At 66.4% G+C, this 23,587-nt stretch carries 34 protein-coding genes and 1 tRNA gene; 30 read left to right on the top strand and 5 right to left on the bottom strand.

What is annotated here, in order from left to right:
• Positions 1-81: 81 nt before the first annotated feature.
• Positions 82-1,740: an IS21 family transposase gene (gene istA / locus KXC42_RS08420; RefSeq protein WP_257605819.1), complete on the top strand. Its 1,659-nt coding sequence runs from the start codon at positions 82-84 to the stop codon at positions 1,738-1,740.
• On the top strand, positions 1,737-2,495 hold the full coding sequence (locus KXC42_RS08415) for an ATP-binding protein (RefSeq protein WP_007633699.1): 759 nt from the start codon (positions 1,737-1,739) through the stop codon (positions 2,493-2,495). The genes istA and KXC42_RS08415 overlap by 4 nt, the downstream gene beginning before the upstream one ends.
• Before the next feature lie 62 nt (positions 2,496-2,557).
• Here the strand turns inward: KXC42_RS08415 and xerC are convergent, their stop codons facing one another.
• Together xerC and KXC42_RS08405 are read right to left on the bottom strand one after the other, a co-directional pair.
• Positions 2,558-3,541 (bottom strand): tyrosine recombinase XerC, encoded by a 984-nt coding sequence (xerC, locus tag KXC42_RS08410; RefSeq protein ID WP_219130187.1) that lies wholly within the window; start codon positions 3,539-3,541, stop codon positions 2,558-2,560.
• Positions 3,528-4,016 (bottom strand): helix-turn-helix domain-containing protein, encoded by a 489-nt coding sequence (locus tag KXC42_RS08405; protein WP_219130186.1) that lies wholly within the window; start codon positions 4,014-4,016, stop codon positions 3,528-3,530. The genes xerC and KXC42_RS08405 overlap by 14 nt, the downstream gene beginning before the upstream one ends.
• Before the next feature lie 18 nt (positions 4,017-4,034).
• On the opposite strand from KXC42_RS08405, the gene KXC42_RS27590 reads away from it, so the two are divergent.
• From KXC42_RS27590 to KXC42_RS08355, 10 genes are all read left to right on the top strand, one after another.
• Positions 4,035-4,343 (top strand): helix-turn-helix domain-containing protein, encoded by a 309-nt coding sequence (locus KXC42_RS27590; protein ID WP_306838361.1) that lies wholly within the window; start codon positions 4,035-4,037, stop codon positions 4,341-4,343.
• Positions 4,344-4,398: 55 nt separating this feature from the next.
• Complete coding sequence (locus KXC42_RS08395; RefSeq protein ID WP_219130185.1) at positions 4,399-4,650, top strand: hypothetical protein; 252 nt, start codon at positions 4,399-4,401, stop codon at positions 4,648-4,650.
• The gene (locus KXC42_RS08390) at positions 4,647-4,886 is read left to right on the top strand and encodes a hypothetical protein (protein ID WP_219130184.1); all 240 of its coding nucleotides are present in this window, start codon (positions 4,647-4,649) and stop codon (positions 4,884-4,886) included. The genes KXC42_RS08395 and KXC42_RS08390 overlap by 4 nt, the downstream gene beginning before the upstream one ends.
• Positions 4,879-5,196 carry a hypothetical protein gene (locus tag KXC42_RS08385; protein ID WP_219130183.1) on the top strand — a complete coding sequence of 106 codons (318 nt, stop codon included), beginning with the start codon at positions 4,879-4,881 and terminating at the stop codon, positions 5,194-5,196. The genes KXC42_RS08390 and KXC42_RS08385 overlap by 8 nt, the downstream gene beginning before the upstream one ends.
• Before the next feature lie 18 nt (positions 5,197-5,214).
• Complete coding sequence (locus KXC42_RS08380; protein WP_219130182.1) at positions 5,215-6,333, top strand: DUF3631 domain-containing protein; 1,119 nt, start codon at positions 5,215-5,217, stop codon at positions 6,331-6,333.
• Positions 6,334-6,426: 93 nt separating this feature from the next.
• Positions 6,427-6,795 carry a hypothetical protein gene (locus KXC42_RS08375; RefSeq protein WP_219130181.1) on the top strand — a complete coding sequence of 123 codons (369 nt, stop codon included), beginning with the start codon at positions 6,427-6,429 and terminating at the stop codon, positions 6,793-6,795.
• A 3-nt stretch (positions 6,796-6,798) separates the two neighbouring features.
• Positions 6,799-7,263 (top strand): hypothetical protein, encoded by a 465-nt coding sequence (locus tag KXC42_RS08370; protein WP_219130180.1) that lies wholly within the window; start codon positions 6,799-6,801, stop codon positions 7,261-7,263.
• Positions 7,264-7,583: 320 nt separating this feature from the next.
• On the top strand, positions 7,584-8,480 hold the full coding sequence (locus tag KXC42_RS08365; RefSeq protein ID WP_219130179.1) for a phage major capsid protein: 897 nt from the start codon (positions 7,584-7,586) through the stop codon (positions 8,478-8,480).
• Between the two features lie 56 nt (positions 8,481-8,536).
• Positions 8,537-8,971 (top strand): P27 family phage terminase small subunit, encoded by a 435-nt coding sequence (locus tag KXC42_RS08360; protein WP_219130178.1) that lies wholly within the window; start codon positions 8,537-8,539, stop codon positions 8,969-8,971.
• Complete coding sequence (locus KXC42_RS08355) at positions 8,955-10,439, top strand: terminase large subunit domain-containing protein (protein ID WP_219130177.1); 1,485 nt, start codon at positions 8,955-8,957, stop codon at positions 10,437-10,439. The genes KXC42_RS08360 and KXC42_RS08355 overlap by 17 nt, the downstream gene beginning before the upstream one ends.
• Positions 10,440-10,919: 480 nt before the next feature.
• Here KXC42_RS08355 and KXC42_RS08350 read toward each other — a convergent pair whose 3' ends face one another.
• Together KXC42_RS08350 and KXC42_RS08345 are read right to left on the bottom strand one after the other, a co-directional pair.
• Complete coding sequence (locus KXC42_RS08350; RefSeq protein WP_219130176.1) at positions 10,920-12,065, bottom strand: lipase family protein; 1,146 nt, start codon at positions 12,063-12,065, stop codon at positions 10,920-10,922.
• A 17-nt stretch (positions 12,066-12,082) separates the two neighbouring features.
• On the bottom strand, positions 12,083-13,303 hold the full coding sequence (locus tag KXC42_RS08345) for an Ig-like domain-containing protein (protein ID WP_183079146.1): 1,221 nt from the start codon (positions 13,301-13,303) through the stop codon (positions 12,083-12,085).
• A 257-nt stretch (positions 13,304-13,560) separates the two neighbouring features.
• Here KXC42_RS08345 and KXC42_RS08340 point away from each other — a divergent pair.
• Positions 13,561-13,636, top strand: a tRNA-Lys gene (locus KXC42_RS08340).
• Here the strand turns inward: KXC42_RS08340 and KXC42_RS08335 are convergent.
• The gene (locus tag KXC42_RS08335; RefSeq protein ID WP_219130453.1) at positions 13,599-13,901 is read right to left on the bottom strand and encodes a helix-turn-helix transcriptional regulator; all 303 of its coding nucleotides are present in this window, start codon (positions 13,899-13,901) and stop codon (positions 13,599-13,601) included. The two genes, KXC42_RS08340 and KXC42_RS08335, sit on opposite strands and share 38 nt — an antisense overlap.
• Before the next feature lie 94 nt (positions 13,902-13,995).
• On the opposite strand from KXC42_RS08335, the gene KXC42_RS08330 reads away from it, so the two are divergent.
• The 17 genes from KXC42_RS08330 (at position 13,996) to KXC42_RS08250 (ending at position 23,541) form a co-directional block, all read left to right on the top strand.
• A complete protein-coding gene (locus tag KXC42_RS08330; RefSeq protein WP_219130175.1) occupies positions 13,996-14,196 on the top strand; it encodes a helix-turn-helix domain-containing protein in 201 nt (66 codons plus the stop codon).
• Complete coding sequence (locus KXC42_RS08325) at positions 14,184-14,459, top strand: hypothetical protein (protein WP_219130174.1); 276 nt, start codon at positions 14,184-14,186, stop codon at positions 14,457-14,459. Before KXC42_RS08330 ends, KXC42_RS08325 begins: the two co-directional genes overlap by 13 nt.
• Positions 14,460-14,544: 85 nt before the next feature.
• On the top strand, positions 14,545-14,703 hold the full coding sequence (locus KXC42_RS08320; protein WP_219130173.1) for a hypothetical protein: 159 nt from the start codon (positions 14,545-14,547) through the stop codon (positions 14,701-14,703).
• Positions 14,704-15,191: 488 nt separating this feature from the next.
• Positions 15,192-15,482, top strand: a complete 291-nt coding sequence (locus KXC42_RS08315; RefSeq protein ID WP_219130172.1) for a hypothetical protein — start codon at positions 15,192-15,194, stop codon at positions 15,480-15,482.
• Entirely contained in the window at positions 15,475-15,771 is a 297-nt protein-coding gene (locus tag KXC42_RS08310) for a hypothetical protein (protein ID WP_219130171.1), read from the top strand. Before KXC42_RS08315 ends, KXC42_RS08310 begins: the two co-directional genes overlap by 8 nt.
• Positions 15,768-16,079, top strand: coding sequence for a hypothetical protein (locus KXC42_RS08305; protein ID WP_219130170.1), 312 nt, complete (start codon positions 15,768-15,770; stop codon positions 16,077-16,079). Before KXC42_RS08310 ends, KXC42_RS08305 begins: the two co-directional genes overlap by 4 nt.
• The gene (locus KXC42_RS08300; protein ID WP_219130169.1) at positions 16,072-16,332 is read left to right on the top strand and encodes an HNH endonuclease; all 261 of its coding nucleotides are present in this window, start codon (positions 16,072-16,074) and stop codon (positions 16,330-16,332) included. Before KXC42_RS08305 ends, KXC42_RS08300 begins: the two co-directional genes overlap by 8 nt.
• A gap of 284 nt (positions 16,333-16,616) precedes the next feature.
• Positions 16,617-16,994, top strand: a complete 378-nt coding sequence (locus KXC42_RS08295; RefSeq protein WP_219130168.1) for a hypothetical protein — start codon at positions 16,617-16,619, stop codon at positions 16,992-16,994.
• On the top strand, positions 16,991-18,478 hold the full coding sequence (locus KXC42_RS08290) for a terminase large subunit domain-containing protein (protein WP_219130167.1): 1,488 nt from the start codon (positions 16,991-16,993) through the stop codon (positions 18,476-18,478). The genes KXC42_RS08295 and KXC42_RS08290 overlap by 4 nt, the downstream gene beginning before the upstream one ends.
• A gap of 59 nt (positions 18,479-18,537) precedes the next feature.
• On the top strand, positions 18,538-19,698 hold the full coding sequence (locus KXC42_RS08285) for a phage portal protein (protein ID WP_219130166.1): 1,161 nt from the start codon (positions 18,538-18,540) through the stop codon (positions 19,696-19,698).
• Positions 19,695-20,102 carry a hypothetical protein gene (locus tag KXC42_RS08280; RefSeq protein WP_219130165.1) on the top strand — a complete coding sequence of 136 codons (408 nt, stop codon included), beginning with the start codon at positions 19,695-19,697 and terminating at the stop codon, positions 20,100-20,102. The genes KXC42_RS08285 and KXC42_RS08280 overlap by 4 nt, the downstream gene beginning before the upstream one ends.
• Positions 20,099-21,688 carry a phage major capsid protein gene (locus KXC42_RS08275; RefSeq protein WP_219130164.1) on the top strand — a complete coding sequence of 530 codons (1,590 nt, stop codon included), beginning with the start codon at positions 20,099-20,101 and terminating at the stop codon, positions 21,686-21,688. Before KXC42_RS08280 ends, KXC42_RS08275 begins: the two co-directional genes overlap by 4 nt.
• Positions 21,685-22,071: a hypothetical protein gene (locus tag KXC42_RS08270; protein WP_219130163.1), complete on the top strand. Its 387-nt coding sequence runs from the start codon at positions 21,685-21,687 to the stop codon at positions 22,069-22,071. The genes KXC42_RS08275 and KXC42_RS08270 overlap by 4 nt, the downstream gene beginning before the upstream one ends.
• Positions 22,072-22,076: 5 nt before the next feature.
• Complete coding sequence (locus KXC42_RS08265; RefSeq protein ID WP_219130162.1) at positions 22,077-22,478, top strand: hypothetical protein; 402 nt, start codon at positions 22,077-22,079, stop codon at positions 22,476-22,478.
• Positions 22,479-22,481: 3 nt separating this feature from the next.
• Positions 22,482-22,904, top strand: a complete 423-nt coding sequence (locus tag KXC42_RS08260; RefSeq protein WP_219130161.1) for a hypothetical protein — start codon at positions 22,482-22,484, stop codon at positions 22,902-22,904.
• On the top strand, positions 22,904-23,296 hold the full coding sequence (locus KXC42_RS08255; protein ID WP_219130160.1) for a hypothetical protein: 393 nt from the start codon (positions 22,904-22,906) through the stop codon (positions 23,294-23,296). Before KXC42_RS08260 ends, KXC42_RS08255 begins: the two co-directional genes overlap by 1 nt.
• Positions 23,296-23,541, top strand: coding sequence for a hypothetical protein (locus tag KXC42_RS08250; RefSeq protein ID WP_219130159.1), 246 nt, complete (start codon positions 23,296-23,298; stop codon positions 23,539-23,541). The genes KXC42_RS08255 and KXC42_RS08250 overlap by 1 nt, the downstream gene beginning before the upstream one ends.
• Positions 23,542-23,587 lie beyond the last annotated feature (46 nt).

The raw sequence follows: 23,587 nt of genomic DNA, 5'->3' as shown, positions 1-23,587 counted from the left end.
TAGCGGTGCCGGTCCTCGTGTGCTCGTGTCGGTTCTACGCGTGGCAACCAGGCTGCGCGTGGATCCGAACAGGAGGCACGGGTGACTGATTACCGATTGGTGATGTCGCTACTGCTGCAGGACAGGTCCTACCGGGACATCGAGGCGATCGCGGGTTGCTCGCATCGCACGGTCGCGAAGGCGAAGAAGGTCTGCCACGAGCACGGGTTGACCGCCACGAGCCAGGTCGAGGCGCTCAGCGTCGAGGAGATCGACGTCTTGTTCGCCGATGGGCGCAAGACGCCGTCGAAGGAGTTCGTCGCCTTCGACGTGGCGGCTGCCGTGAAGAAGCGCACGGGCAAGAAGAAGCTGCCGCTGCGGGTGCTGTGGGCCAACTACCTCGACACTGACGGCACGCCGGGGCAGCGGCACTACAGCTACCAGCGGTTCTGCCAGATCATCGGCGAGTACGTCGAGGTCAACGAGCTGACGATGCGGATCACGCACGTGCCCGGGCACACGATGCAGGTCGACTGGGCGGGCACGAAGATGGCCATCTTCGATCCCGTCACCGGCACCAAGACCACAGTGTCGGTGTTCGTGGCATCGCTGCCGTACTCGGGGATGGTCTTCGCCTGCGGCTGCCTGGACGAGAAGATGCCGAACTGGCTCGACGCGCACTTGCAGGCGTTCGAGTACTTCGGCGGCGCGGCGCAGGTGATCGTCCCGGACAACGCCTCGACGGCGTCGAACCAGATCGCCCGCGGTGACCGGGCCCGCGAGGTCAACCGTGAGTACCGTGACTTCCTCGAGTATCACCAGACCGCTGCCGTGCCCACTCGGCCGGTGCGCCCGACAGACAAGGGGCACGTCGAGGCTGGGGTGAAGGTGGTGACGAACTGGGTGATCGGACGGCTGGCCGATCGGCGGTTCGCTAGCCTGGATGATGCGAACGAGGCGATCGCCGCCGAGGTCGAGGCGATCAACGACCGGACCCCGTTCCGCGGCCAGAAGACCAGCCGCCGGGAGCTGTTCACCGAGCACGAGCAGTCGGAACTGTTCGACCTTCCCGAGGCCCGCTGGCAGCCAGTCATCTGGAAGAAGTCCAAGGTCAACAGGGATTACCACGTGGAGATCGCCACGGTGAAGTACTCGGTGCCCTACACCTTCGCTGGCCAGCACGTCGATGTGAAGATCACCGGCCCCACGCTCACTGTCATGGCTGGCGGGGAGGTCATCGCCTCCCACGCCGTCTCCGGTAGGCGGCACGCCTTCGTGACCGACCCTGACCATGTTCCCGCGCAGCATCTGCAGTCATCGGACCTGTGGTCGCGGGCGTATTTCGTGCGCCAGGCCCACAAGATCGGACCGCACACCGTGGCCGCGATCAGTGAGGTCCTGGATCGCCAGCGGATCGAGGCTCAGGGCTACCGCTCGTGCCAGAACATCCTCGCCCTGGCCCGCGGGGACAACAAGATGCTGCTCGAGCGGGCCTGCGGGCAGCTGGTCTCCGAGACCTCACGCCGGGCGATCAGCTACACCGCCGTCAAGCAGCAGCTGGCGGCCCTGAGGGCCCAGGCCGCCGCTCGACCCACCACCACGACCGCAGCGACGACGCCGGCGACCGCAACGCCTGTAGCGGTACCGCCGGATCGGCGAGATACCACCGGGGCGCATCTGGCCGGGCCGGAGCAGTTCAGCCTCGCCGTCCTCACCGGAGGCCCGAGCAGCGGCACCGCGGGGCGGGAGGAGCTGCAGTGACTGATCGTCATCTCACCGACGCCGACATGCCACTGTTCACCCAGTTGCGGATGACCGCGTTCGGCCAGACCGTCATCGACTTGGCCAACGATCCCGCCTGCGACGAGTGGACCTTCTCGGAGAAGATCTTCCACGCCCTGGACAAAGAGATCACGGCCAGGCAGGAACGCCGGACCCAGAAACTACTCAAGGCCTCCAGATCGCCAAACCCTGATGCTTGCGTAGAAGAGATCCGCTACCTGCCTGACCGCAACGTCAACCGCGAGCTAATCGCACGACTTTCCAGCTGTCAATGGATCGACGCCACCCGCAATCTCGTCGTGCTCGGCCAGTCCAGCGTGGGCAAGACCTACCTCGCCCAGGCGCTGCTCAATGCCGCGTGCCGAAAGTACTACACCGCGAGGTTCTTCCGGCTCGACGACCTGGCCAACCGGCTCGCCGTGCTGGAGCCGACCTCGCAGCGCAGGCTGGACTTCCTCACTGATCTGCACAACTGCGACCTGCTGGTTCTCGATGACTTCCTGACCACGCCGGTGGCTCCGCACACCGCGGCGGAGCTGCTCAACATCCTTGCCGCTCGGGAAGGGCGGGGCTCGACGCTGGTGACCTCGCAGTTCGATCCGCCAGATTGGTACAAGTCGCTCCAAGACGCGGTCATCGCCGAATCGATCCTCAACCGGATCGTCGCCGGCGCCGAGATCATCGCCCTCGACGGCCCGAACATGAGACGGCACCTCGCCACGGCAACGCCATAGCGGCCCAGCGGTCGGACGGGCAGATGCCGCTATCCGATGCCCGTCCGACCGCTACCCGATCATCAGAACCGCGCTTTCCGAAAGGCGTCCCAAACACTGTTGGACACCGAGCGGACGTTGCGAGGCTCTCCGGCGCCGTTGCCGAACACCAGGGCCTCTCCCCGCGCCAGCCCGAGAGACAGACTCCCCCGCGTAGCCCGGTGTGACCGCAGCACCTCGACCGTTCCGGCGTCGATCTCCACGACCCGGTTGCGTCCGGTCTTGGTCCCCTTCACGCTCCCCTTGCCCGTCTGCGATGAGTCCAGGGCGCGACGGATGTTCACCGACCCTTCCGTGAGGTCGACATCGACCCACCGCAGCGCCAGGGCCTCTCCCCTGCGCATCCCCGTGGACGCGAGCAGGTGCCACAGCGGGTGCAGCTCGTCGGCGTAGACGTCCCGATCCCAGGCCAGGAATGCACCGAGCTGCTCGGCTGTCCACGCCTCGAAGTCGCCGGCCTCTGCCTCCACGTGCTTGCGGGTGGGCGGTTCGGCTCGCTTGTCTCGTGCCCGATTGGTGAGCACGTGCCGATCCGACACCGCGGCGTCGAGGATCTGAGCGAGCGTCACGCCCACCTTCCGCACGGTGGACGCCGACAGTCCCCCGGCCTCGAGGTCCCGGTAGAACTTGGCGATACGTGCCGCCGTGATCGATCGGATGGGCAGGTCCCCGAGGTGGGGAACGATGTGCAGGTCGAGGTGGCGGGCGTACTGCTCCCGGGTGGTGTTCGCGATCCGCCGGCCGTCGAGCCATGTTCGGGCGTAGGGGCCGAGGGCGATTTTCGAGGAGTCCGACCGCAGCCCCGCCGCCGCCTCGTTCTTCGCCTTGGTCAGCGCGTCGTCCGCTTCCGCCGCGGTCTTGAATCCGCCCTTGCCCGTCTGCCGTAGTCCGTCGTCCGGGTGCTCGGGGTCGATCGGTACCCACAGCTGATACCGCCAGCGCGTGCCGGCCTTCGTGGCGTAGCTCGTGATCGAGCCTTTCCCCGCCCGTCGGCTACGCCTGGGCATCGTCCGGCCCCTCTCCCGGGCCGAAGAATCTCAACTCTTCCGAAACCCGCTGCTCGAGGTCCACGGTAAGCACGTCCCGCTGATGCCTGAGCCGCTGCAACGCCGGCTCGAGCGCTCGTGACGCCTCGAGCTGCGCATTCAAAGCTCCCTCCACCTCAGACACGACCGCGTTGAGATCTCTCACCATCCACTCGACGTCGTCGCGATCGAGGTCCCGGTGATGGTTCGCGCTACGAATCGAGTTGCTCAACAGCCCAAGAGGACTCACGTCGAGGACCTCAGCGAGACGCAGTAACTCACGGACCTTGAGGGATCTCTGTCCAGACTCGAGTCTGAGGATCGTCTGTTGGTGCCAATTCGTCGAGTCGGATTCCGAGAGCTTCGCCGCCAGGGTTGCCTGCGACCACCCGCGCATTGCCCGAGCGGTCTGGATCGACTCACCGACTGCGCGGTCGTACTCGTCTGAGGTTGCCATGCGCTGAAGGTATCAGAAATGTTGTCGTGCCCTCAACGATTCTACTTGCACCTCCATGACGACAGTGGTATCTCTAATGGTGTCAATGCCAACAACGGATTTGATACCGGAGGGGAAATGCCCACCACGAGAATGACTCTCGACGAGCTACAGAACTCAAGCTCCGTCGCGATCAGCAGGGTCGAGGCAGCGCGGGCACTCGACGTTGACGTTCGCACCATCTCGCGAGCGATCGACGACGGTTCGATTCCGTCTGTGCGCATTGGCCGGCGAGTCCTCATCCCACGACTGCCGTTCCTGGCGCTGTTCGGCGCCGCAAATGACTGAGGGCCCGGCGCACCACCGCCAGGCCCTCAAGAAGAAATCCACCCAAGGAGTTCCTGTGAACACTGTAACCGAATCCATCTACATGATCGCCGGGGTGTGCGCGTCCGCGCTCATCATCGGCCTTCTCCTCGGCACCCTCGTCGACGTCGCACTCGAGGTCGTCTCCGCAGTTCGTGCGCGCCGCAAGGACGCCGCCGAGGTCCGGTTCACGGCAGTCGACGCCGGCGAGATCGTCGACCCGGACGAACCGGACCCGTTCACCCTCGCCGACGAGCCGGGCACCGACCGACAGGCGGTGCAGCGATGAGCACGCTCGAGAACTTCGCCGAGCACGAGTTCGAGTTCGACACCGGCGTCGGCTACGTGAAGGTCTGGTCGGGCACGCGAGTGTCGTCGAGCGGACACCGGGAGCGCGTGGTCGGCGTCGGGGAGACGGACTTCGCCCTGATCGACGCCCCCATGCTCGCGACGGCCCTGCTCACGGTCTACCAGCAGCAGATCGACGCAGAGGGACTCGTCATCAAGGCGGTGCGCGATGCGTGAGTACACCCGCCGCAGCCAGTGTGCCGACGCCGGCAATGTGGCAGGTCGCAGGCGATTCCATCGCAGCTCGGTGTCTCGTCGGCTCGCTCGACGACCCGACATTCTCGGCTGCACCTGCACCGACCCGTGGTCGCATCACTGCATCGAGCACCCGAATGAGCACGACATCGACGCCGCTACGGCCGCCGCGGAATGGCTCGACGAGCAGGGCATGAACGCGATCGTGTCCGTCGACGTCGCTCGCCATATCTGGCGCAAGGGCGGGCGGCACCGAGACCTTGCGGTCCAGATCGCACCCCCGCAGAACTAGGAATCGAGGAACTACAGCATGACGACCGCTGACCGATCGAAGGTCTTGGACGACCTCGAGGCATGGTTCGGACGGTTCATCTCCGTGCCTGACGACAGAGACCTGTCGTTGCTCACCCTGTGGACCACCGCAACACACCTCGCCCTCGAGACGTACACGAGCCCACGGCTTTTGATCGACTCGATCATGCCCGGCAGTGGAAAGACCACGGTTCTCGATCACTTCCAGCGGTTGTGCTTCGCCCCAGTGCAGGCGGCGTCACTGTCGTCGCCTGCACTGCTGGTGAGGTTGCTGCAGAACGGCATCCGCACCATCTGTATCGACGAGGTCGATCGATCCCTCGCGCCGGACAAGCCCGGCGTCGGTGACCTGATCGGCATTCTCAACAGCGGCTATCGGCGAGGTGCGACCAGGCCCGTGCTCGTGCCGGCCAAGGGGGGCAATTGGGAAGTCAAGGAAATGCCCACCTTCGCCCCCGTCGCAATGGCCGGCAACTCTCCCCACCTGCCCGACGACACCCGCTCGCGCGCCATTCGGGTGCTGCTCATGCCGGACTTGAACGGCACTGTCGAAGACTCCGATTGGGAGTACATCGAAGGTGACGCACTCAAGCTCGGAAGGCGCATTGCCGACTTCGCCGACGAGGTGCGCGACCACGTGCCCACCATGCAGGTGGATCTGCCGAAGGGGTGCATCGGGCGGGCAAAAGAGAAGTGGCGGCCGCTCAAGCGGGTGGCCGTGGCAGCGGGTGGACACTGGCCCGAGATCGCCGACGAGCTGATCCTGAGGGACCTTGCCGAAGCGGATGCCGAACGGGACGCGGGATTGCAGTCGCTCCCACCCGGAATGGTGATGCTGAGAGACCTGTTCGACGTCTGGCCCGAGGGCAGGGACTTCGTTCCCACCAACGAGTTGGTGACGAGGCTGATCATGCACAACCCGGAGTACTGGGGCATCAAGAGTGCATACGGCAAGGAATTGACTGCTCACCGCATGGGCAAGCTCGTCTCCCAGGCGTCCAAGGTCACGTCCGTGCGCCCTGGCGGCCGCGGCCCTCGAGGCTACTCACGCGCCGTTCTTGCACCGATCTGGCGCCAGTTGGGCATAGGTCGCAACGAAAGCGGTGCAAGCGGCTAGATCGGTTGAACCGGTGCACCACTGCACCACTTTCGCCGATTTAACCGCTTGCACCGGATCAAAAGAGAGACCCACCACTTACAGGAGGAAACCATGACAGAACCGGTTGCGAACAAGACCCGCAAGCGCACCATCGAGAACTGGGAGACCGTCTCGGTGACCCCGTTGCCGATCGGCTGGGCGAACGCTTACGAGATGACCGGCGAGGACGAGGGCACCACGATGTACGTGCCGTGCCCCGCGCTGCTGCTCCAGGAGCTGCGATCGGTGACGCACTGCACCGACTGGCTCGCCGAGGACGGAAGCAGGAACTGGACGACAACCTCTGACGAGAATCTCGCCCCGCCCTACAGCACCCGCGTCGAACCGGCCGACTTCAGCGACATGGGAGTGCGGGCCGCCAGCGATACGAGCAACTATCTGTGCACCCTGTTCCGGCCCCACTTTTTCCAGGAGGTATGAACCATGTCCGACAGCCAGAACATCACCGATCTGCCCGACTGGGCGCAAAAGCACATCCGCGACCTGCGCGCCGAGGCCGCCGAGAACCGCCAGGCCCTCAAGGATGCGACGACCGAGCGCGACCAGCTCCGTACGACGCTGCACGAGAAGGCCGCGGCCGCCGCCCTCGAGGGGGTGCGCTCGCTCATGGCCGATCCCGAGGACCTCACGCGGTTCGTCGACGCCGCCGAGCTGGTCGGTGACGACGGGGCACCGGACCCGGCGAAGTACGAGGCGAAGGCCAAGGAACTGATCGAGTCCAAGCCCCACCTGGCGGCCCAGCGCGGCCGGGACTTCGGGTCCCAGGTCGGTGGTGCGGGCCGGTCGGGCAACGCGGTCGGAGGCGGACGGCCGAGGATCGCCGACACCGACGCCCAGATCGCCGCGGGGCAACAGGACTTCGTGTCGGTGCTCCGTGGTAGCAGTTAGTCACTGCGTCAACGTCACCCCTCCGGCACGCGCATGGCAGGCAGGGGAGCGAAGGCGGGAAGAGTCCAGCGGTCGTCGTTGAGTAGAGGCCCGACCTGCGCAGAGAACACCCCCGGTACCTATGCCGGGGGTGTTCGTCGTTTGAGGTAAAGTGTCACGTGACGGAAGGGCCAGGCGCCCGGCAGTCGCACACTCTCGAGGTCCGGCACCTCACGAGACCCGCTCGAGCGAGACGCTCGCAGGTCGAATCCCCTTGGCGTACAATGCCGTTCACTCGCCGGGCTCTCAGTGTGTCCGGCCGTCTCTCAGGAGCAATCCTCATGGCACTTTCCACCGCGGGCAACGGCCCGATCCTGTCCCCCGAGCAGGTCGCCGGCATCCTTACGGTGCCGCTGCAGAAGGCGTCGATCTTCCTCTCGCTCGGTGTCCGCATTATCGAATCGCACGGCCCGGTCCGTGTCCCCCTGCTCACCGGCTCGGACGAGCCCTCGTGGCACGGGGAGAACGAGAAGATCGATGAGGTCGAAGTCGAGTTCGACGAGGTGCTTCTCCTCTCGCCGAACATCAAGAGCATCAAGTCCCTGAACCGCTACAGCAACGAGCTGGCCCGCCAGTCCGTCACCGACGCGATCACCGCCGTGCAGCAGCGCATGGTCAACGATGTCGCCGGCAAGATCGACGCGACCTTCTTCGTCGGAGACGGGGCCGTGGTCTCCGGGCAGCGCACCGAGCCGCTCGGACTGCTCAACTACACCGGCGTGCAGGAGATGACCGCCGTCGGCGTGCCCACCATCGACGACCTGCACGACGCCGAGGGCCTGGCGCTCGGTGCCGAGGTCGATCCGGCCGCGCTGGTGTGGGTCATGAACTCGCGCGACTTCGTGAACCTGCGCAAGCTCAAGGACAACGGCGGCCGGTACCTCATTCAGCCGGATGTGACCGAGTCCGGCCGGTACCAGCTGCTCGGACACCGGGTGTTCGTCACCAACCGTCTGCCGGCCGATCTGGGCACCGGCACGAACGAGTCGAACATCGTGCTCATGGACCCGTCGAAGATCGCCGTCGCGCGCGACCTGGCCCCGTCGCTCACGGTCCTGCCCGAGTTGTTCGGTGACTACGACCAGGGTGCTATCCGGGTGGTGTGCCGCTACGACGCCGCCCCGCTCAACCCCGAGGCCGTGGTGATCCTGCGCGGTGTGACCGCACCGGGAGCGTGATCGTGGCGGGCCGCCCGAAGACGCGCGCCCGCAAAGCTGCGGAGGGGGCCGGCGTCGTGTCGGTCCCCTCCGTGGATTCGTGGCAGCGTCCCCCGTTCGAGAAGGGGAACACCCTCTCCCTGCAACACGGCGCGCACTCCCCGCGCACGGTCGAGCCGATCGCCCAGCAGTGGGTCGACATCGCTCGCGAGCAAGCCCCGTATCTGCGCGATCCCTCGTACGAACCGGCACTACTGGCATGGGCCCGGTTCGAGGCCAAGTGCGACCTGCTGCACGCATGGATCGACGAGCACGGCATGTTCGACGCCCAAGGCAACCCAGTCCCCGCAGCGAAGATCCTCGACCGCTACGAGGGCCGCGCCGCCTCACTGCGCGCCACCCTCGGCATGGACCCGGTATCGCGCGCCAAGCTCCAAAAGGATGCCGCCGCAACGAAACTCGACCTCGCCGCCCTCATGGCCCAGGAGACCCACGATGACCGCAACGATTGACCGATCCCTCATCCGGGCCGCCCGCGACGATATCGATGTGTTCGCCCGCGAGATCGCCCGCGCACCCTTGTGGCCGCACCAGCTCGAGCTGGCCCGCTCGTCCGCGAAGATCCGGGCGGTGTGCTCGGGACGGCAGGCCGGCAAGTCCCGCACCCTCGCCGTGCTGGCGCTGCACGAGGCGTTCTCCCGGCCCGGATCCCGCACGCTCGTTCTCTCGGCAGGTGAGGAGGCCGCCAAGCTCGTGCTGGCCTCGATTGCCGAGCTGCTCTCCTCCCCGTTGCTCGCCGGGGCCGCCGTCGAAGAGAACAAGTCCCGCATCCTGCTCTCGACCGGCTCGGAGATCGTCTCCGTGCCCGCCTCCACCCGGCAGGTCCGTGGCCGCTCTATCGACCTGCTGATCCTCGACGAGGCGAACTTCATGGACGAGGCCCTGTGGACCGCGGCGAAGTTCACCGTCATTGCCCGTCCCGGCTCACGCATCGTCATGGCCTCGTCTCCGTGGACCACCGACCACTTCTTCCACCGGCAGTGGCAGACCGGACGCCTCGACCCGAGCGACCGCGCCGAGTCCTTCCATTGGCCCTCGACCGCCTCCCCGCTCGTCGACGCCGAGCTGCTCGAGGACTTCCGCAAGACCATGACCGCCCGGGAGTACGCCCGCGAGGTGGACGCCGAGTGGATCGACGACGCCGGGTCCTACTTCACCGCGGCCGAACTCGACGACAACACCGCCGACTACGCCCTCATCCCGCCAGACAAGGCGCACGGGCAGGCCGCAGTGGCCGGCGTCGACTGGGGGTTCAACGACTCCAACGCTCTCGTGCTGCTCGGCGTCCTCGACGACGGGGAGCTGAACCGGGGCCGGTTCCAGAACGATCTGGTGTACTTCCTGCCCTGGCTCGAGCACCACAGCAAGATGCCCTACTCGACCTTCATCGACCGCATTGCCACCGTGGCCCGAGGCTACGACCTCGTGCGGGTGATCTCCGAGACCAACGGCGTGGGGCAGATGCCCACCCAGGTGCTGCGCAACACCATCGACCGGCAGGAGTGGACCTCGAGCCGCCGACGCACCCAGGTCACTGCGGTCACCACGGACAACCGCCGCAAGACCAGCGGATACGGCGCGCTCAAGGTGCTGCTGCAACAGGGCCGCATCGTGCTCCCTCGTCATCCCGAGCTGCTCAAGCAGTTGCACGCGCTGACCTACGAGATGACACCCACCGGTGCCGTGCGCATCGAGGTCCCCGAGCACGCCGGACACGACGACCTCGCAGACGCTCTCATGCAGGTCATGGCCGCTACCGAGTCCGGCTTCCAGTCCTGGCGGCCGGACGACCCGAGGCCCCGTCGATGTGAGGTGCTGACCACCGCAGCCGGCACGCACATCCCCTCCGAGCCTCGGTGTTGGGATCTGCCCTATGCCCTCATGCGGGTGCGAGGGATGGACAAGGGAGACGGCTGGTGATCATCTTGCCGGCGTCGACAACATGATCCCCACCTGCGAATTTGCCGGCGCCGACAAGCTGGGCGATCTGCGGTTCCCGGTTCCGGACCCCCTATGCGGGAACCGGGAACCGTCGCCACATTCGGGGATTGGGGAATGTGGATATGGAGGGAGAGAGGATGAGCCGCAGCCCGTCCGTCCGCTCGACCTCGCGAGGCTGCAAGATCCCCGCGTGCGCACACGAGAGCCATGCAACACGTCATGCAATACCGCTGTTGCATCGGGATGTATCTAGATGTTCGTTTGAGAGCGACAGAGCGACTGTTCGTGCAGGTGAGAGGTTGTTTCTTTCCTCTCAATGCATCGTGATGTTTTCCCAGGAACGGGAGTTCGAGTCCCGTCACTCACCCCGAAGAGAACCCCCGATCGGATTTCCGATCGGGGGTTTTCTCGTTCCCGGAAGAATCCTCACGCACAGCGGTTCCTCACGCGCAGGCCGGTCTATTCGAACGAGCGCGTCACGAAGGCGTCGACGTCGGCCCGGGAGCGCTCCACCGTCGTGTAGTGCCCGGCCATATAGACGCGGTAGTCGACGTCCGCCCCTGCGACCTTCATATCGGCGGCGAGCGCCGCGGACAGCGGCAACGGGACCATCACGTCGTGGATGCCGTGCGCGAGGAAGACCGGCCGGTCGTAGCCGTCCACCGGGGCGGCGAGATAATCGGCCAGCAGCGACGGCATCGGACCCTCGGCCAGCGGGCGCGCGAGCAGATCCCCGACCGGGATGTCGCGCACCGACTCCTCGAGATCGTCGTAGCAGAGCTCTTCGGCGCGATCGACGACCTCACGGCCGATCGGGGTCAGGTAGCCCTCGACGTCGGCCTCGGGGTAGGCGTCGCGCAGCCCAGCGAAGATGTACCCGCTGAAGCTGACGAGGCCCCACAGTCCAGGATCGGGGAAGCCCGGGACGCCCATCGTGAAGGCCCGTTCGAGGTTCGCCGGAGCACCCGTCGCGACCGTTCCGCGGAAGTCGAGTTCGGGAGCGCGGGAGGTCGCGATCGCAGCGGTGTGCAGCGCCGCGTGTCCTCCCTGCGACTGCCCCATCACGATCCAGCGCTCCGACAGCGGCGCCCCACCGTCGCGGGCGGCCCGGACGATGTCGACGATGCTGTTCGCGGCGCTGGGGCCGTCGAGATAACGGTGGAGACCCTCGGAGCCCAGACCCGGGAAGTCGGCCGAGACGACCGCGTACCCGGAATCGAGCCAGTGCTGCAGATAGGTCCGCTCGAGATCGGAACGCGGCGTGCGGGTCGTGAGCGCGCAGTCGTCGCCCACACCGGTCGTGCCGTGTGCCCACGCGATGACGGGCCAGCCACCCTCGGGGGCATCCCCCCCGGGCAGGAACAACGCGCCCGTGGCGACGGTCGGCTCCCCCGACCGCCACTCGGTGGCGTACTCGAGCTTGATGGCCGTCGCGGCACCGGGCACCGACAGTTCGTCGGGCAGCGGCAGCTGCGAGACCACCGAACCCGGTGCCGGAGCGGACGACGACGCGACCGGCGAGGCCGCCGCCCCTGCCGGTGTCAGCGCCGCGAGCAGCACGGCACCGCAGAAGGCAGCGCTCCACCATCTCCCCCGAACGGCCATCGATCCCCCTTCACCCGTCACGCCGCAGCGTTGCCGGCTTTCCATGTCGACCACGGGATGTTCCAGTCACCGAGTCCGTCCGTTCCGGGGAGAGTGCCGCCCACGGTGTTGCGGACCACGACGATGTCGCCGCGCTTGGTGTTGTCGAAGATCCACTTGGCGTTGGCGGGGCTGAGGTTCAGGCAGCCGTGACTGACGTTGCGCACACCCTGGTCGCCGAGCGACCACGGGGCGGAGTGGAAGAAGATGCCGCTGTAGGACATCCGCGTCGCCCACTCGACCGGCGTGCGGTAACCTTGCGCCGAGTCGGAGGGGACGCCGTAGGTGGACGAGTCCATGATCATGGACTCGAACCGGTCGCCGATGATGTAGACGCCGTTGGGCGTGGGCGTGGAGTCCTTGCCGAAGGAGGTCGGCATCGCGATGACGTCGACGCCGTTGCGCGTGACAGTGACCTGCTTGGTCGCGTCGTCCGCCGTGATGACCACCGCATCGCCGATGGTGAAGGACGAGTGGACGTCGGACTGACCGAAGAGGCCGTCGCCGAGATCCTTGCCGTAGACGTTCACATCGACGGTGATGGCGGTGCCGGGCACCCAGTAGTTCTCCGGCCGCCACCGCACCTCGCGGTTGTTGACCCAGTAGAAGGCGCCCTCGACGGGCGGGTTCGTGGTGACGGTGATGGCCGCCTCGGCCGCGAGCCGATCCGGGATGTTCTCGTCGAACTGCACGGCGATCGGCTGGCCGATACCCACGATCGAACCCTCACCGGGCAACACGTAGGGCTGGGTGAGATTGGCCGGCGACGAGGTGGTGAAGGCCGCCGTCGACGTGGTCGCGCCGCCGAGTCCGTACGCGACGGTCTCGAGCGTGTAGGAGCGGTTGTAGCCGAGCGGTGCGGTGTTCACCCAGGTGAGTCCGTCGTCGGCGAGTTCGCCCTGCACCGGCTCCCCTGCAGGGTTGAGCAGGGTCACCGAGTCGAGCTTGCCGTTGACCACCGAGACCGTCACCGGGTCGATCGGCGAGAAGCCGACCGATCCGTCGGCGACACTCGACGACACCGTCGGCTTGATCAGCGCCGCCACGGGATTGGAATCGATGGGCACTTCTTCGGCGCCCGTTCCCGAACCGCCGGCGCATCCCGTGACGAACGCAACAACGCCGACGACGACCACTCCGAGGATTCCCCGTACCCGACGACCCCGGGGGTTCCCCGCACTCGACTCCGTCACTTCCATACTCCGATCCCGCCTCCCCCAAGGCACCGAAAACGCACGTCACAACACCGAACACGATGATGCCAGCTTCTCTTGCGGCCGACCCGACGCGACTCCCCCGTACGTCGGTAACGTTCGAATGACAATCGCTCCGACCGTCCGATCCGTTACCTCCACAACCTTACAGAAACATTCTGACCAGCCGATTTGGCGCGTCGCGCGACGGTGTGTAATGTTCTTCTCGTTGCTGGGACGGCATCCCGGGAATACATCGTCAAGCGCCATTAGCTCAATTGGCAGAGCAGCTGACTCTTAATCAGCGGGTTCGGGGTTCGAGTCCCTGATGGCGCACCACGGAGACCCCCTCACCATCCGGTGAGGGGGTCTTCCCCGTTTCCAGCCATTCGACCGGCACGGCGGTGGCCATTGCCCAGGCCGCGACGACGGCCCGCTTGGGCGCCCTCTCTCCAGATTCGTACGAGCCGATGGTGCGGCGTGTGAGCTCGAGCACCTCGGCGATCTCGGTCTGCGTCATATCGGCCACCTCACGCGCCTTGCGCAGACGGTCGGACAGCGTCCATTCCGGGATAACCCACCCGTTGTGTAGTGATGTAGTCATGCGGGAAATGTTACTCACATGCGCTGAGCAGGAGCAATAGACATATTCAAGATCACATGTTGCATTTTGTTCTCAAATGAGTAATCCTCGTCCCATGTCCGTTACCGACGTCATAGGCGCAAAAGAAGCCGAACAGATGCTCGGCGTCCCCACTTCGACCTTCCATCGGTGGATCAGAACGGGCCGCATCGTCCCCGCCGGCCGACTCACCGGCCGCCGGGGTGCTTACCTCTTCAACCGCTCGGAGATCGAGCAGTTGGCAGCAACCCGGAAGGTGTGCACATGCCAGAAGTGAAGCGCCGCGAGTACCCCGTTTCGAGCGCGGTGATCGAGGAGCTGCTCGCCGACGCGCAGGCAAAGGTCGACGAGATCAGCCAACGCATAGGCGAAGGTGAGAGCATCTCTGCCAGCGCAATGCTCGCGATCTATACCACCGCGTTCAACTCGCTGAGCATGGGGCTCTACTCCGCTGTTAGCGATGCGGTCTCCGCCGACATCCGCAAGACCATCGCCGCTCACCGACGGCCTCGCCGCCGCGCACCAGAGTTCCCGCTGTGACCGCCCGAGACATGATGAGCGCCGCGGCCCTGGTCGTGTGCTTCATTCTCGTCGGCATCGTCGAGACTGCGACCCCCGTACTCCAATGATCGACCAGGGCGACCGCTACAAGCGTCAGGTCTGCGACGTCTGTGAGCGGCCGTTCAACCCGAAGCGGCTGATCCCGGTGGATTCGATCTGCCGGGATTGCCGCCACGACTTGGCTCACCCCAACGAGCCGATTCCGTACGTCACCACTGATTAATCCCGCCCGGCGGGGTGTGCGCGAGGACCGTTCCGGCAACCGAGGCACCGGCCGCTGATCTGGCGAAAATCCCCACCGCTCCATCCCTACTCACCGCGATGACGGCCACTGCGTAAGTAACAGGCCGGCGCTCCTCACCAAGGGCGTGTCACCCGTTGCAGGGGATCTCTTCTCACGCCTATTGGTGACGGCGTTCGCGAACCGTGGCCGTGGTGCTTACCTAAAAGGACGGCCCGACACCACTTTGCCTGCCACGCAGGGGATCACGGTTCATATCCCGGCCCGGCTGTCGACTAATTCCCGACAGCGGACATGTGCGGCTCCATACCGGCGGCTCCATACCTCAGAGCAGCCAGCACACGTCCTCCGTTCTTGCTTTCAACAGCAAGGACGGGGGACGTGACCCACCACCCAGCTTCCACCCTCAGAAGGTTCAAACAGACCCCCACGCGCCCCACAGGGGCACGAACACAGAGAGGAGAAGAACAGTGCGACAAGAGATCACGCTCTACAGCGGCAACGTCAAGACGATCCGCATGGTGACCAAGCACTTCGAGGACACGAGTTTCACAGTGACCGCACGCAACGGGATGCCCGAGCACGCGGACTTCGTCGTCACGACCGGTGGCCTGCAGCGACCCGTCGAGGTGTTCGCAGCCCAGCTCGGCGCGACCGTGGCAGTCATCCCCGAAGCCCTGCTCTACCTCACCGGGCAGGCACACAACCGCGGCGGGCTCGTGCTCGTCGGATCGGACAGGAAGGCGCAGACCAATGAGTGAATGGCAGAAGGATCTCAGTGCAGTCGGATTCGAGGCGGCGGACCTGGTGCAGCGAGTCCGGACCATCGTCCTCGCGTGCGAGTCCCTGTGCGACCGCGTGCCCGAGCAGCTGCAGCCCGCGGTGGCGCGTGCCCGCTTCTCGATCGACGCCGCGGTGAAGCTGATCGAGGACGGCGCCGAGGCACTGTGCCAGATCGACGACGAGCAGATGCTCGATCAGATCGCCGATATTGTCAGCATCCAATCGGCCGGCCCCCGCTTCTCCAAGCCCGATGAGTGGCCGCTGTGAGCGCGCGCCCCGGCACTCGTCGCCAGCTGCCCCGCATCCCTGCCCCTGCCCTGGACACCCCATGCCGCGGCCGCGCCGACGAGTGGCAGTGGTCGGCCCTCACCGGCCGGCGGTGGATCGAGCAGCGAGCCCAGGCCGCGGTGCTCTGCCACGGCTGCCCACTGCTCGGCCGGCCATGTGCGCAGCGAGCCCTGGACGAGGACCACCTCGGCGAGATGGTGTGGTCCGGCATCCCCGTGCCGCCTCCCCACCACGATGACTACCGCCGAGCAGTCAGCGCCCTGCAGGAGCTGGCCGGCCATGAGTGAGCGCAGGGACCTACCTCGGGCAGTCAAGCAACGGGTGCTCGCCCGCTACGACCACTGCTGTGCCCAGTGCGGCAGCGACGACCGGCCCGAGGTAGACCACATCGTGCCCTGGGTCATCAGCCAGGACGACAGCGAGGACAACCTGCAGGTGCTGTGCTTCACCTGTAACAGACGCAAGGGCGCACGCCTCGAGGGCGAGCGAGGCACCCACTTCGCCGGCCGATGGTTCCCCGATGGCCCGGTGCCTGCATGACCATGCATCGAGCCCTGCATGATCATGCAAGAAATTACATGGCTTGCAGGGCTTGACATGGGCCACTCGGCCTGCTCCACCGGGCCTGTCTTTGTGATGGCCACCCCTCGACACCAGCGCCCTCCCGCCGCTTGCACCCCCCAGGGGCCAGCAGGTCGAGGTGGCCACACCTCGAGACGGCGGTCGCGGATTGCGATGCAAGATCTTGCATGGACCTTGCATGGCCGATCGCAGACTTTGCATGATAGGCAGTGCAGGATCCTACACACGGAAGGCGGCCGGCGATGGACCTCAGCGACCCCGAGGTAAAAGCCCTGGTCAGACGCTTGGAGATGCTCGAGCGGGACGTGGCGGCGCTGCACGAGGCCGGCCAACCACCGATGCCCGAGCAGATGGCCTCGGCGGTGGTGCGCAACGCCACCTTCGAGCAGGCCGTCGACCTGCTGCTCGACGCCTGTCCGTGGGTCTCGGACGAGCACACGCCGTACGTGTCGGCGCTGTTCAAGCTCGCCCGCCAGATCGACGGGCAGCAAAAGCCCAGTTCAGCGGCCATTATGGAGTTCCGCATGAACGTCAACGACCTGCGTCGGTGCGCGCCCGAGGACGTCGAGGGCAAGGCCGACCCGTTCGACGAGCAGCTCGCGAAGATCCTGGGCTCATGAGCGCAGCGACCCTTGACATCGACGCGCCCCCGGTCTGGCTGCCGGGGACGTACACACGGCCGATCGAGAACCCCGACTACAGCGAGGGCGAGCGGCTGATCAAGCTCGCCGAGGCGGTGTTCCGGTTCGAGCAGTCCGACGAGATGCGCCTCGACGACTGGCAGAAGTGGCTGGTCAGAGAGGTTTTGCAGAAGTACCCGGCCGGTCACGAGAAGGCCGGCGAGCTGGTGTACAAGCAGGTCGTCGTGTCGATGGGTCGCCAGAACGGCAAGACCGTGCTCGGCGCGGTATTCGCGCTGTACGGGCTGATCATGATGGTGCCCCGGGCACCCGAGGTGATCTCCCTTGCCTCGACCGTCGAGCAGGCGAAGAACCTCTACCGCAAGGTCCGCTACTGCGTCGACAATGTTCCTCTCCTGGCCTCACGGTTCAAGACCACCGACCGCAACGGCGTGCGCTCGACGCACCCGAAGAAGCCGGCCACCTACGTGGTCAAGGCCGCGGGCGACGGCAAGGGACTGCAGGGCTTCTCGGGCTGTCTGATGCTGCTCGACGAGCTGCACATCCTCAAACCCGAGGCTTGGTTCGCGCTGGTCCTCGGCGCCTCGGCGCAGCCAAAGTCCCTGGTCATGGGCTTGACCACCGCCGGTGACGACCGTTCGGAGCTGCTCCAGCGGCTCTACGAGACCGGCCGTGCCGCGGCGCAGAAGGCACCCGACCATGATCCGCGGTTCGGGTTCTTCCTCTGGGAAGCCGATCCGCACCTCGAGCTCTACGATCCCGAGGCTCTACGCCAGGCGAACCCGGCGATCTCGTCGGGGCGTCTGTCGCTCGCAGACGAGCTGCGCGCCGGTAAGGGGATGCAGGAGTCGGAGTACCGGCGCTACCGGCGCAATGAGTTCGTGAGCGTGGAGAACACGTGGATGACGCCGGCGGCGTGGGCCGCGGCCGGCGGGTCCGGCATTCCCCCTGGTCGGCACCCGATTATCGTGTCGTTCGCCCGCACCCGCGGCTCGTGGGATCGGGTGGCGATCTTCGCCTCGACCCGCATCGACGACGTGGTCTACACCGAGCGGGTCGCGACGCTGCAGTACGCGGACACCGAGTGGCTCGAGCGGGTGTGCCTCGAACTCAGCAAGCACCACGACGTCGAGAAGTTCGTCACCGACTCGGACGCCATGCGCCCGACGATCATCGCGCTCGGGCAGCAGTACGGGCTGCCGGCCGAGTACCTCACCCGCGGGAACATCGCCAACGCCACGGTGATGGTTCACTCAATGGTCAAGACCGGCAGGCTCATTCACGACCAGGACCCCGAACTCGCGGCGCAGATCCCGAAGGCCGTCACCGTCAACGCAGGCTCTGGTGTGGTACTGGACATGACCAAGAGCTTCGGTGACATCGAGTCGGTCTACGCGATGGTCATGGGCGCGTTCATCGCCGAGCAGCAGAAGGAAATCGTCTCGCCGATCACGATCTTCTGACCTGCGCATATGTCGCCGTTTTTCCCATAAGCGAAGTTGGTGTGCCATCCTTCCGAGCTGTGGGAGCAATTCGGAAGTTCTTCGGTTTCGAGACGCGCGATGAGAGCGCCGGTGGCGACTCCCCCCTGCCCGGCGTAATCCCACCCTCCCGCTCGTCGCTCCCTGCGGTCGCCGCCCGCGATGCCCTCCGAATCTCCGTCGTGTCGCGGGCGGTCGACCAAACCAACACCATGATCTCCGGGCTCTCGCTCGACGAGTACGACCACAAGGGCATCCGCAAGGAAACCCCCTCCCTGCTGCTGACCAAGCCGAGCATCGAGGTCGACTACGAGGAGTTCCTGCAGCAGTCGGTAAACGACTTCCTGTTGCACGGCGAGTTCTTCTGGTACAAGACGCTCGGCTTCCGCGGCGAGGCGGTCAATCTCCGTGTGCTGCCACCGGATTCCGTCACGGTGACGATGGACCCTCAGACCGGCATCCGTGAGTACGGCTGGTCCCACGGCACCGTGCCGCGCTCGCGGATCGTGCACAAGCGGCACACCACGCTCTCCGACGAGCCCCGCGGCCGCGGCCCCGTCGACGCCGCGCAGGCCGAGCTGCGGCTCGCGCTGTCGGTGCAGAAGTACCAGCTCGCATGGTTCGACGGCGGGATGCCGCCCGAGGGCAAGCTCACCACCGACCAGAACCTCAACGCGCAGACCCGCGACGAGATCGCCAAGTCGTGGAAGGCCTTCCTCGCGGACCCGACCAACCGGGTGGCGATCCTGTCGAACGGCATCGACTACGAGGCGTTGATGCTCAAGCCCGCCGAGGCGCAGATGATCGAGGTGGCCGACGCGATCGACCGCAAGCTCGCCCGCGTGTTCGGGCTCTCCGGTCACGACCTGCTCATCCCGCTGCAGGGCGAGTCCCGCACGTACGTCAACCTCGAGGTCTCCAACCTGGACTTCCTGGTGAAGACCCTGCAGAAGACCATCAACGCGATCGAGCGGGCGTTCACCGAGGTGCTGCCCGGCAACAACTCCGCCCGGTTCGACGAGTCCGGCTTGCTGCGGCTGGACTCCAAGACCCAGGCCGAGGTCGACCAGATGCGCATCACCGCCGGCACCGCTACCGCGAACGAGATCCGCGAACGCGACGGCAAGCGCGCGCTACCCCCACCGAAGTACACGCCCGCCCCGACGCGCCCGCCGGCCCCCGCGCAGGAGCTGGCGCAGTGATCACTATCGTCTCCGGCGCGCCGTGCTCGGGCAAGACCACCTACGTGCGCGAGCGGGCACACCCGCGCGACATCATCGTCGACTTCGATCTGCTCGCCCAGGCTCTCGGTTCGCGCAATACCCATGCCCACTGGCCTGAGCATGTCGCGTTCGCGCGGTTGATGCGCCGGCACGCCATCGACCTGGCGGCCACTCAGCGGGCCCTCTACCCCGTTGCATGGATCATCGACACCGCGCCCAGCCATTCGGCGCTCGCCTACTACGCCGCGGCCGGTGCCCGCTTCGAGGTATGTGACCCGGGGCGCGACGAATGCCTCCGCCGCGCCCTGGCCGACAACCGGCCGGACTGGACCATCCCCGAGATCCACCGCTGGTACGACACCCACACGCAGGAGAGCGCATGACCGAAGAGATCCGGTCGGCCCCGATCACCGGGCTCGACGAAGAGAAGCGCGAGATCAGCGGCATCGCCGTCCCGTGGGGTGAGGTCACCACCCGCATCGGCTACCCCGAGACCTTCGACGAGGGATCGATCCCCGACGGCACCGAGGGCACCTTGCACGTCAACCACGGCGGGCAGCGATCCGAACTGCCGATCGGCCGGTTCGTCGGCCGCTCCACCCCCGCGGGCTACCGGATCACCGCGCAGGTCTCGCGCACCCCCCGCGGAGACGAGGTGCTCGCGCTCGTGCGAGACGGGGTGCTCAAGCACTTCTCGGTCGGGTTCGTCCCGGTCGAGCACGAGATGCGCGGGGACACGGTCGCTCGCACGAAGGTGATCCTCCGTGAGACGTCCATCGTCGAGCGTCCGGCGTACGAAGGCGCAGTCATCGAAAGCGTGAGAAGCGCAGCAACCGAAGGAGATACCGACATGCCACAGCAGGAGCTGGACGAGCTGCGCGAAGAGATCCGCGCCGAGTACCAGAATCAGATCACCGAGCTCGAGCGGCGCATCACGACCAAGCTCGACACGCCCGCCGGCGGTGGGGCGCGCACGTTCAAGGCCCGCTCGGGCGGTGAGTTCCTCAAGGGACTGGCCCGCGGCGACAAGGACATCCTGGCCGAGTACCGCACCGCGGTCGAGGACTTCGAGACCCGCGCGTACACCGGCGCCACCCTCGAGACCGACTCGCTCGCCCGCCCGGCCTGGCTCAACAAGATCCTCCGGCTGACCGACCGCAAGCGCCCGCTCACGACCCTGTTCCGTTCCGAGCCGCTGCCGGCCGACGGAATGTCGTACGAGTACCCGTACGTCTCCAACGAGATCGGCACCGTGCAGGAGCAGGTCAACGAGGGCGATGACCTGGCGTTCCTGAAGATCCAGATCGGCACGGACTCGGCGACGGTCCGCACGGTCGGTGGTTACACCAGCCTCTCGCGGCAGGTCATCGAGCGCTCGTCGGTGGCCTGGCTCGACGCGGCGCTGCGCTGGCTGGCGATCCAGTACTACGAAGCGTTCGAGGCATACGTGCAGGCGTTCTTCGAGGGACTGCCCACCGACGACCTCACCGCCCGCAAGAACGTCAACGAGATCGACCTGACCTCCAAGCCCACCACCGCCGATGGGTGGATCGGCGCGGCGTTCGACGCCGCCACCGAGATCGAGGACAACTCCAAGGGGCTGCTCGCCGACTTCATCGTCGTCGACCGCGGCACCGCCAAGGAGATGCTCACGCTCAAGGACAGCACCGGCCGACCGATCTTCGCGGTCAACGGTGACGGGCAGAACACCTGGGGCGACCTCGGGATCTCCGGCACCAACATCGTCGGCTCGGTCGCGAACCTGCCCCTGGTCATGGTGCCCCGCCTGACCGGCCCGACCTTCACCGTGTGCTCGCGCGATGCGATCACCACGATGGAATCGGCCGGCGCCCCGGTCCGGCTCGAGGACGAGAACATCATCAACCTGACCAAGGACTTCTCGCTGTACGGCTACCAGTCGATCTACAGCGAGGAGCGCAAGGGCATCACGAAGGTGACCTGGGCATGACCTCGGTCGACGGCGGTACAGCAGACGACACGGGTAGCGGCACGATCGACGGCGGCGACATCGCCGTAGACGAGGACCTGCTCGCGAAGTTCCGCACGATGGTGCGGGCCAAGGACACGGACGCAGCGCAGCTGACCGAGTACCTCACGCACGCGAAGGCCGCCGTCGATCGGCGCATCGGCGCCACCCTCGGGATCGACCTGGCGGTCGTGCGGGACTGGTACCTGCGCGTCGCCGCGGACCTGTTCGACCGCGACCAGGCGCCCGCATCGAACGTGCCCGACCGGTTCGGTGGGGATGCCGTCGTACGACAGCAACGCTCGACCCGTAACCCCCTGCAGGTGATCGAGCGTGAGCTGCGCATGTGGGTGCCGACATGGTGAACCTGTTGACTCTGCGCAGCGAGGTCGAGCACGAGCTCGCTGAGGCGGGCTTCTCGGTCGCCGCCTGGGCGGACAACGCGCTGCCGCCAGCGCCCCTAGTGATCGTCGACCTGGGCGATCCCTACCTGCAGTACACCCCGGAAACCACTAGCACCTTCGGTGCCCGGTGGTCCGCCACGATCGTCGCGACGCTGATCACCGGCCGCGGCCCCGACCGATCGGTCGCGGCCGAGCTGGACAGCATGATCGAGCGGGCCGTCGCCGCGCTGCTCACGCTCGACCACACCGGCACCATCCCCGGCGACGGTGTGCCGACGGCGGTCGAGGTGCGCGCCCCCATGCTCGACGCCGAGAACATCGTCGGCGCGCAGCTGTCCATCACGTACCCCATCACAATGAAAGGCTGACCGATGGCTATCACCACTCTGGGCTTCACCGATGGCGCCGAGGTGTCCATCCTGATCGGCTCGACCGAGTACAAGGAACACCTCAAGAACGCGCGGTTCGACAACGAGGACGGTGACGCCCGGTTCGTCACCTTCGCCTCGGCCGCGTCCGGTGACGGCCGGTGGCTGTTCCGCGCCGCCGCGTTCCAGTCGTTCAAGTCGTCCTCGTTCTGGCGGTACGTGTGGGACAACGCCGGTAGCCCGGCCGTGATCACCCTCGCGCCCTACGGCAACGAGACCCCCACGGTGGCCGAGCCCCACTACCGGGCCACGGCAACGATCGGCAAGAAGCCCAGTGTCGGCGGCGAAGCCAACACCGAATGGGACTTCGAGGTCGAGTGGGAGTGCGTCGACCCGCCGGTCGAGATCACGACTGACACGCCGTAATGCGCATCGACGTCGAGTTCGATGGGCTCGCCGATCTCGATGCCCGGCTGACCCAGGCCGGCAAAGAGATCCGGCGACTGCCTCGCGCATTCGGCGACATCCGCAACCGCATCATCAGGGTCGGCGCGAGCGAGGCGCCGCGGTACCAAGGTGCCACGGCGGCCTCGCTCGAAGGGAAGGCGTCGAACCTCAAGGCCGAGGTGCACGCCGGCGGCGACAACTACCGCTCTCACGCGGGTGGCGTGTACGTCGCGATGAACCACTACGGCACTCGCTGGGACGGGCAGCGCCCGAACCGTTGGTTGTATCGAGCCCTGTACTCGATGGCCGATTTCGGGCGTGCCCGCCTCGAGCGGGAAATAGACAGCAAGTTCCGAGAGGCAGGACTGTAATGGCGTTCAAGATTGACATGCTCACCGGTGCGCAGTACGACGAGGTCGAACTCATCATCGGCGCCCCCATCGGCCCCGAGGTGCCGTTCGCGAAGATCGCCCGCGCGGTCGGCTACGTGCGCGCCAAGGCTGCCAAGCCGGGGCTGACCCACGCCGAGTACAACGAGCGCACCGTGGCGCAGCAGATCGCCGACTCCGGTCTCGTCGCCGAGGACGACGAGGCGGGAAAAGCACCGACAAGCTGAGAGTCGACCAGGCTGTGCGGCTCGCGCACTTCGTGCTCGTCACCGG

This window comes from Rhodococcus sp. LW-XY12, from assembly GCF_019317345.1.
In the GTDB taxonomy this organism is placed as follows: Bacteria; Actinomycetota; Actinomycetes; order Mycobacteriales; family Mycobacteriaceae; genus Rhodococcus; species Rhodococcus pyridinivorans.
This window is presented reverse-complemented; position numbering and strand designations above follow the sequence as displayed.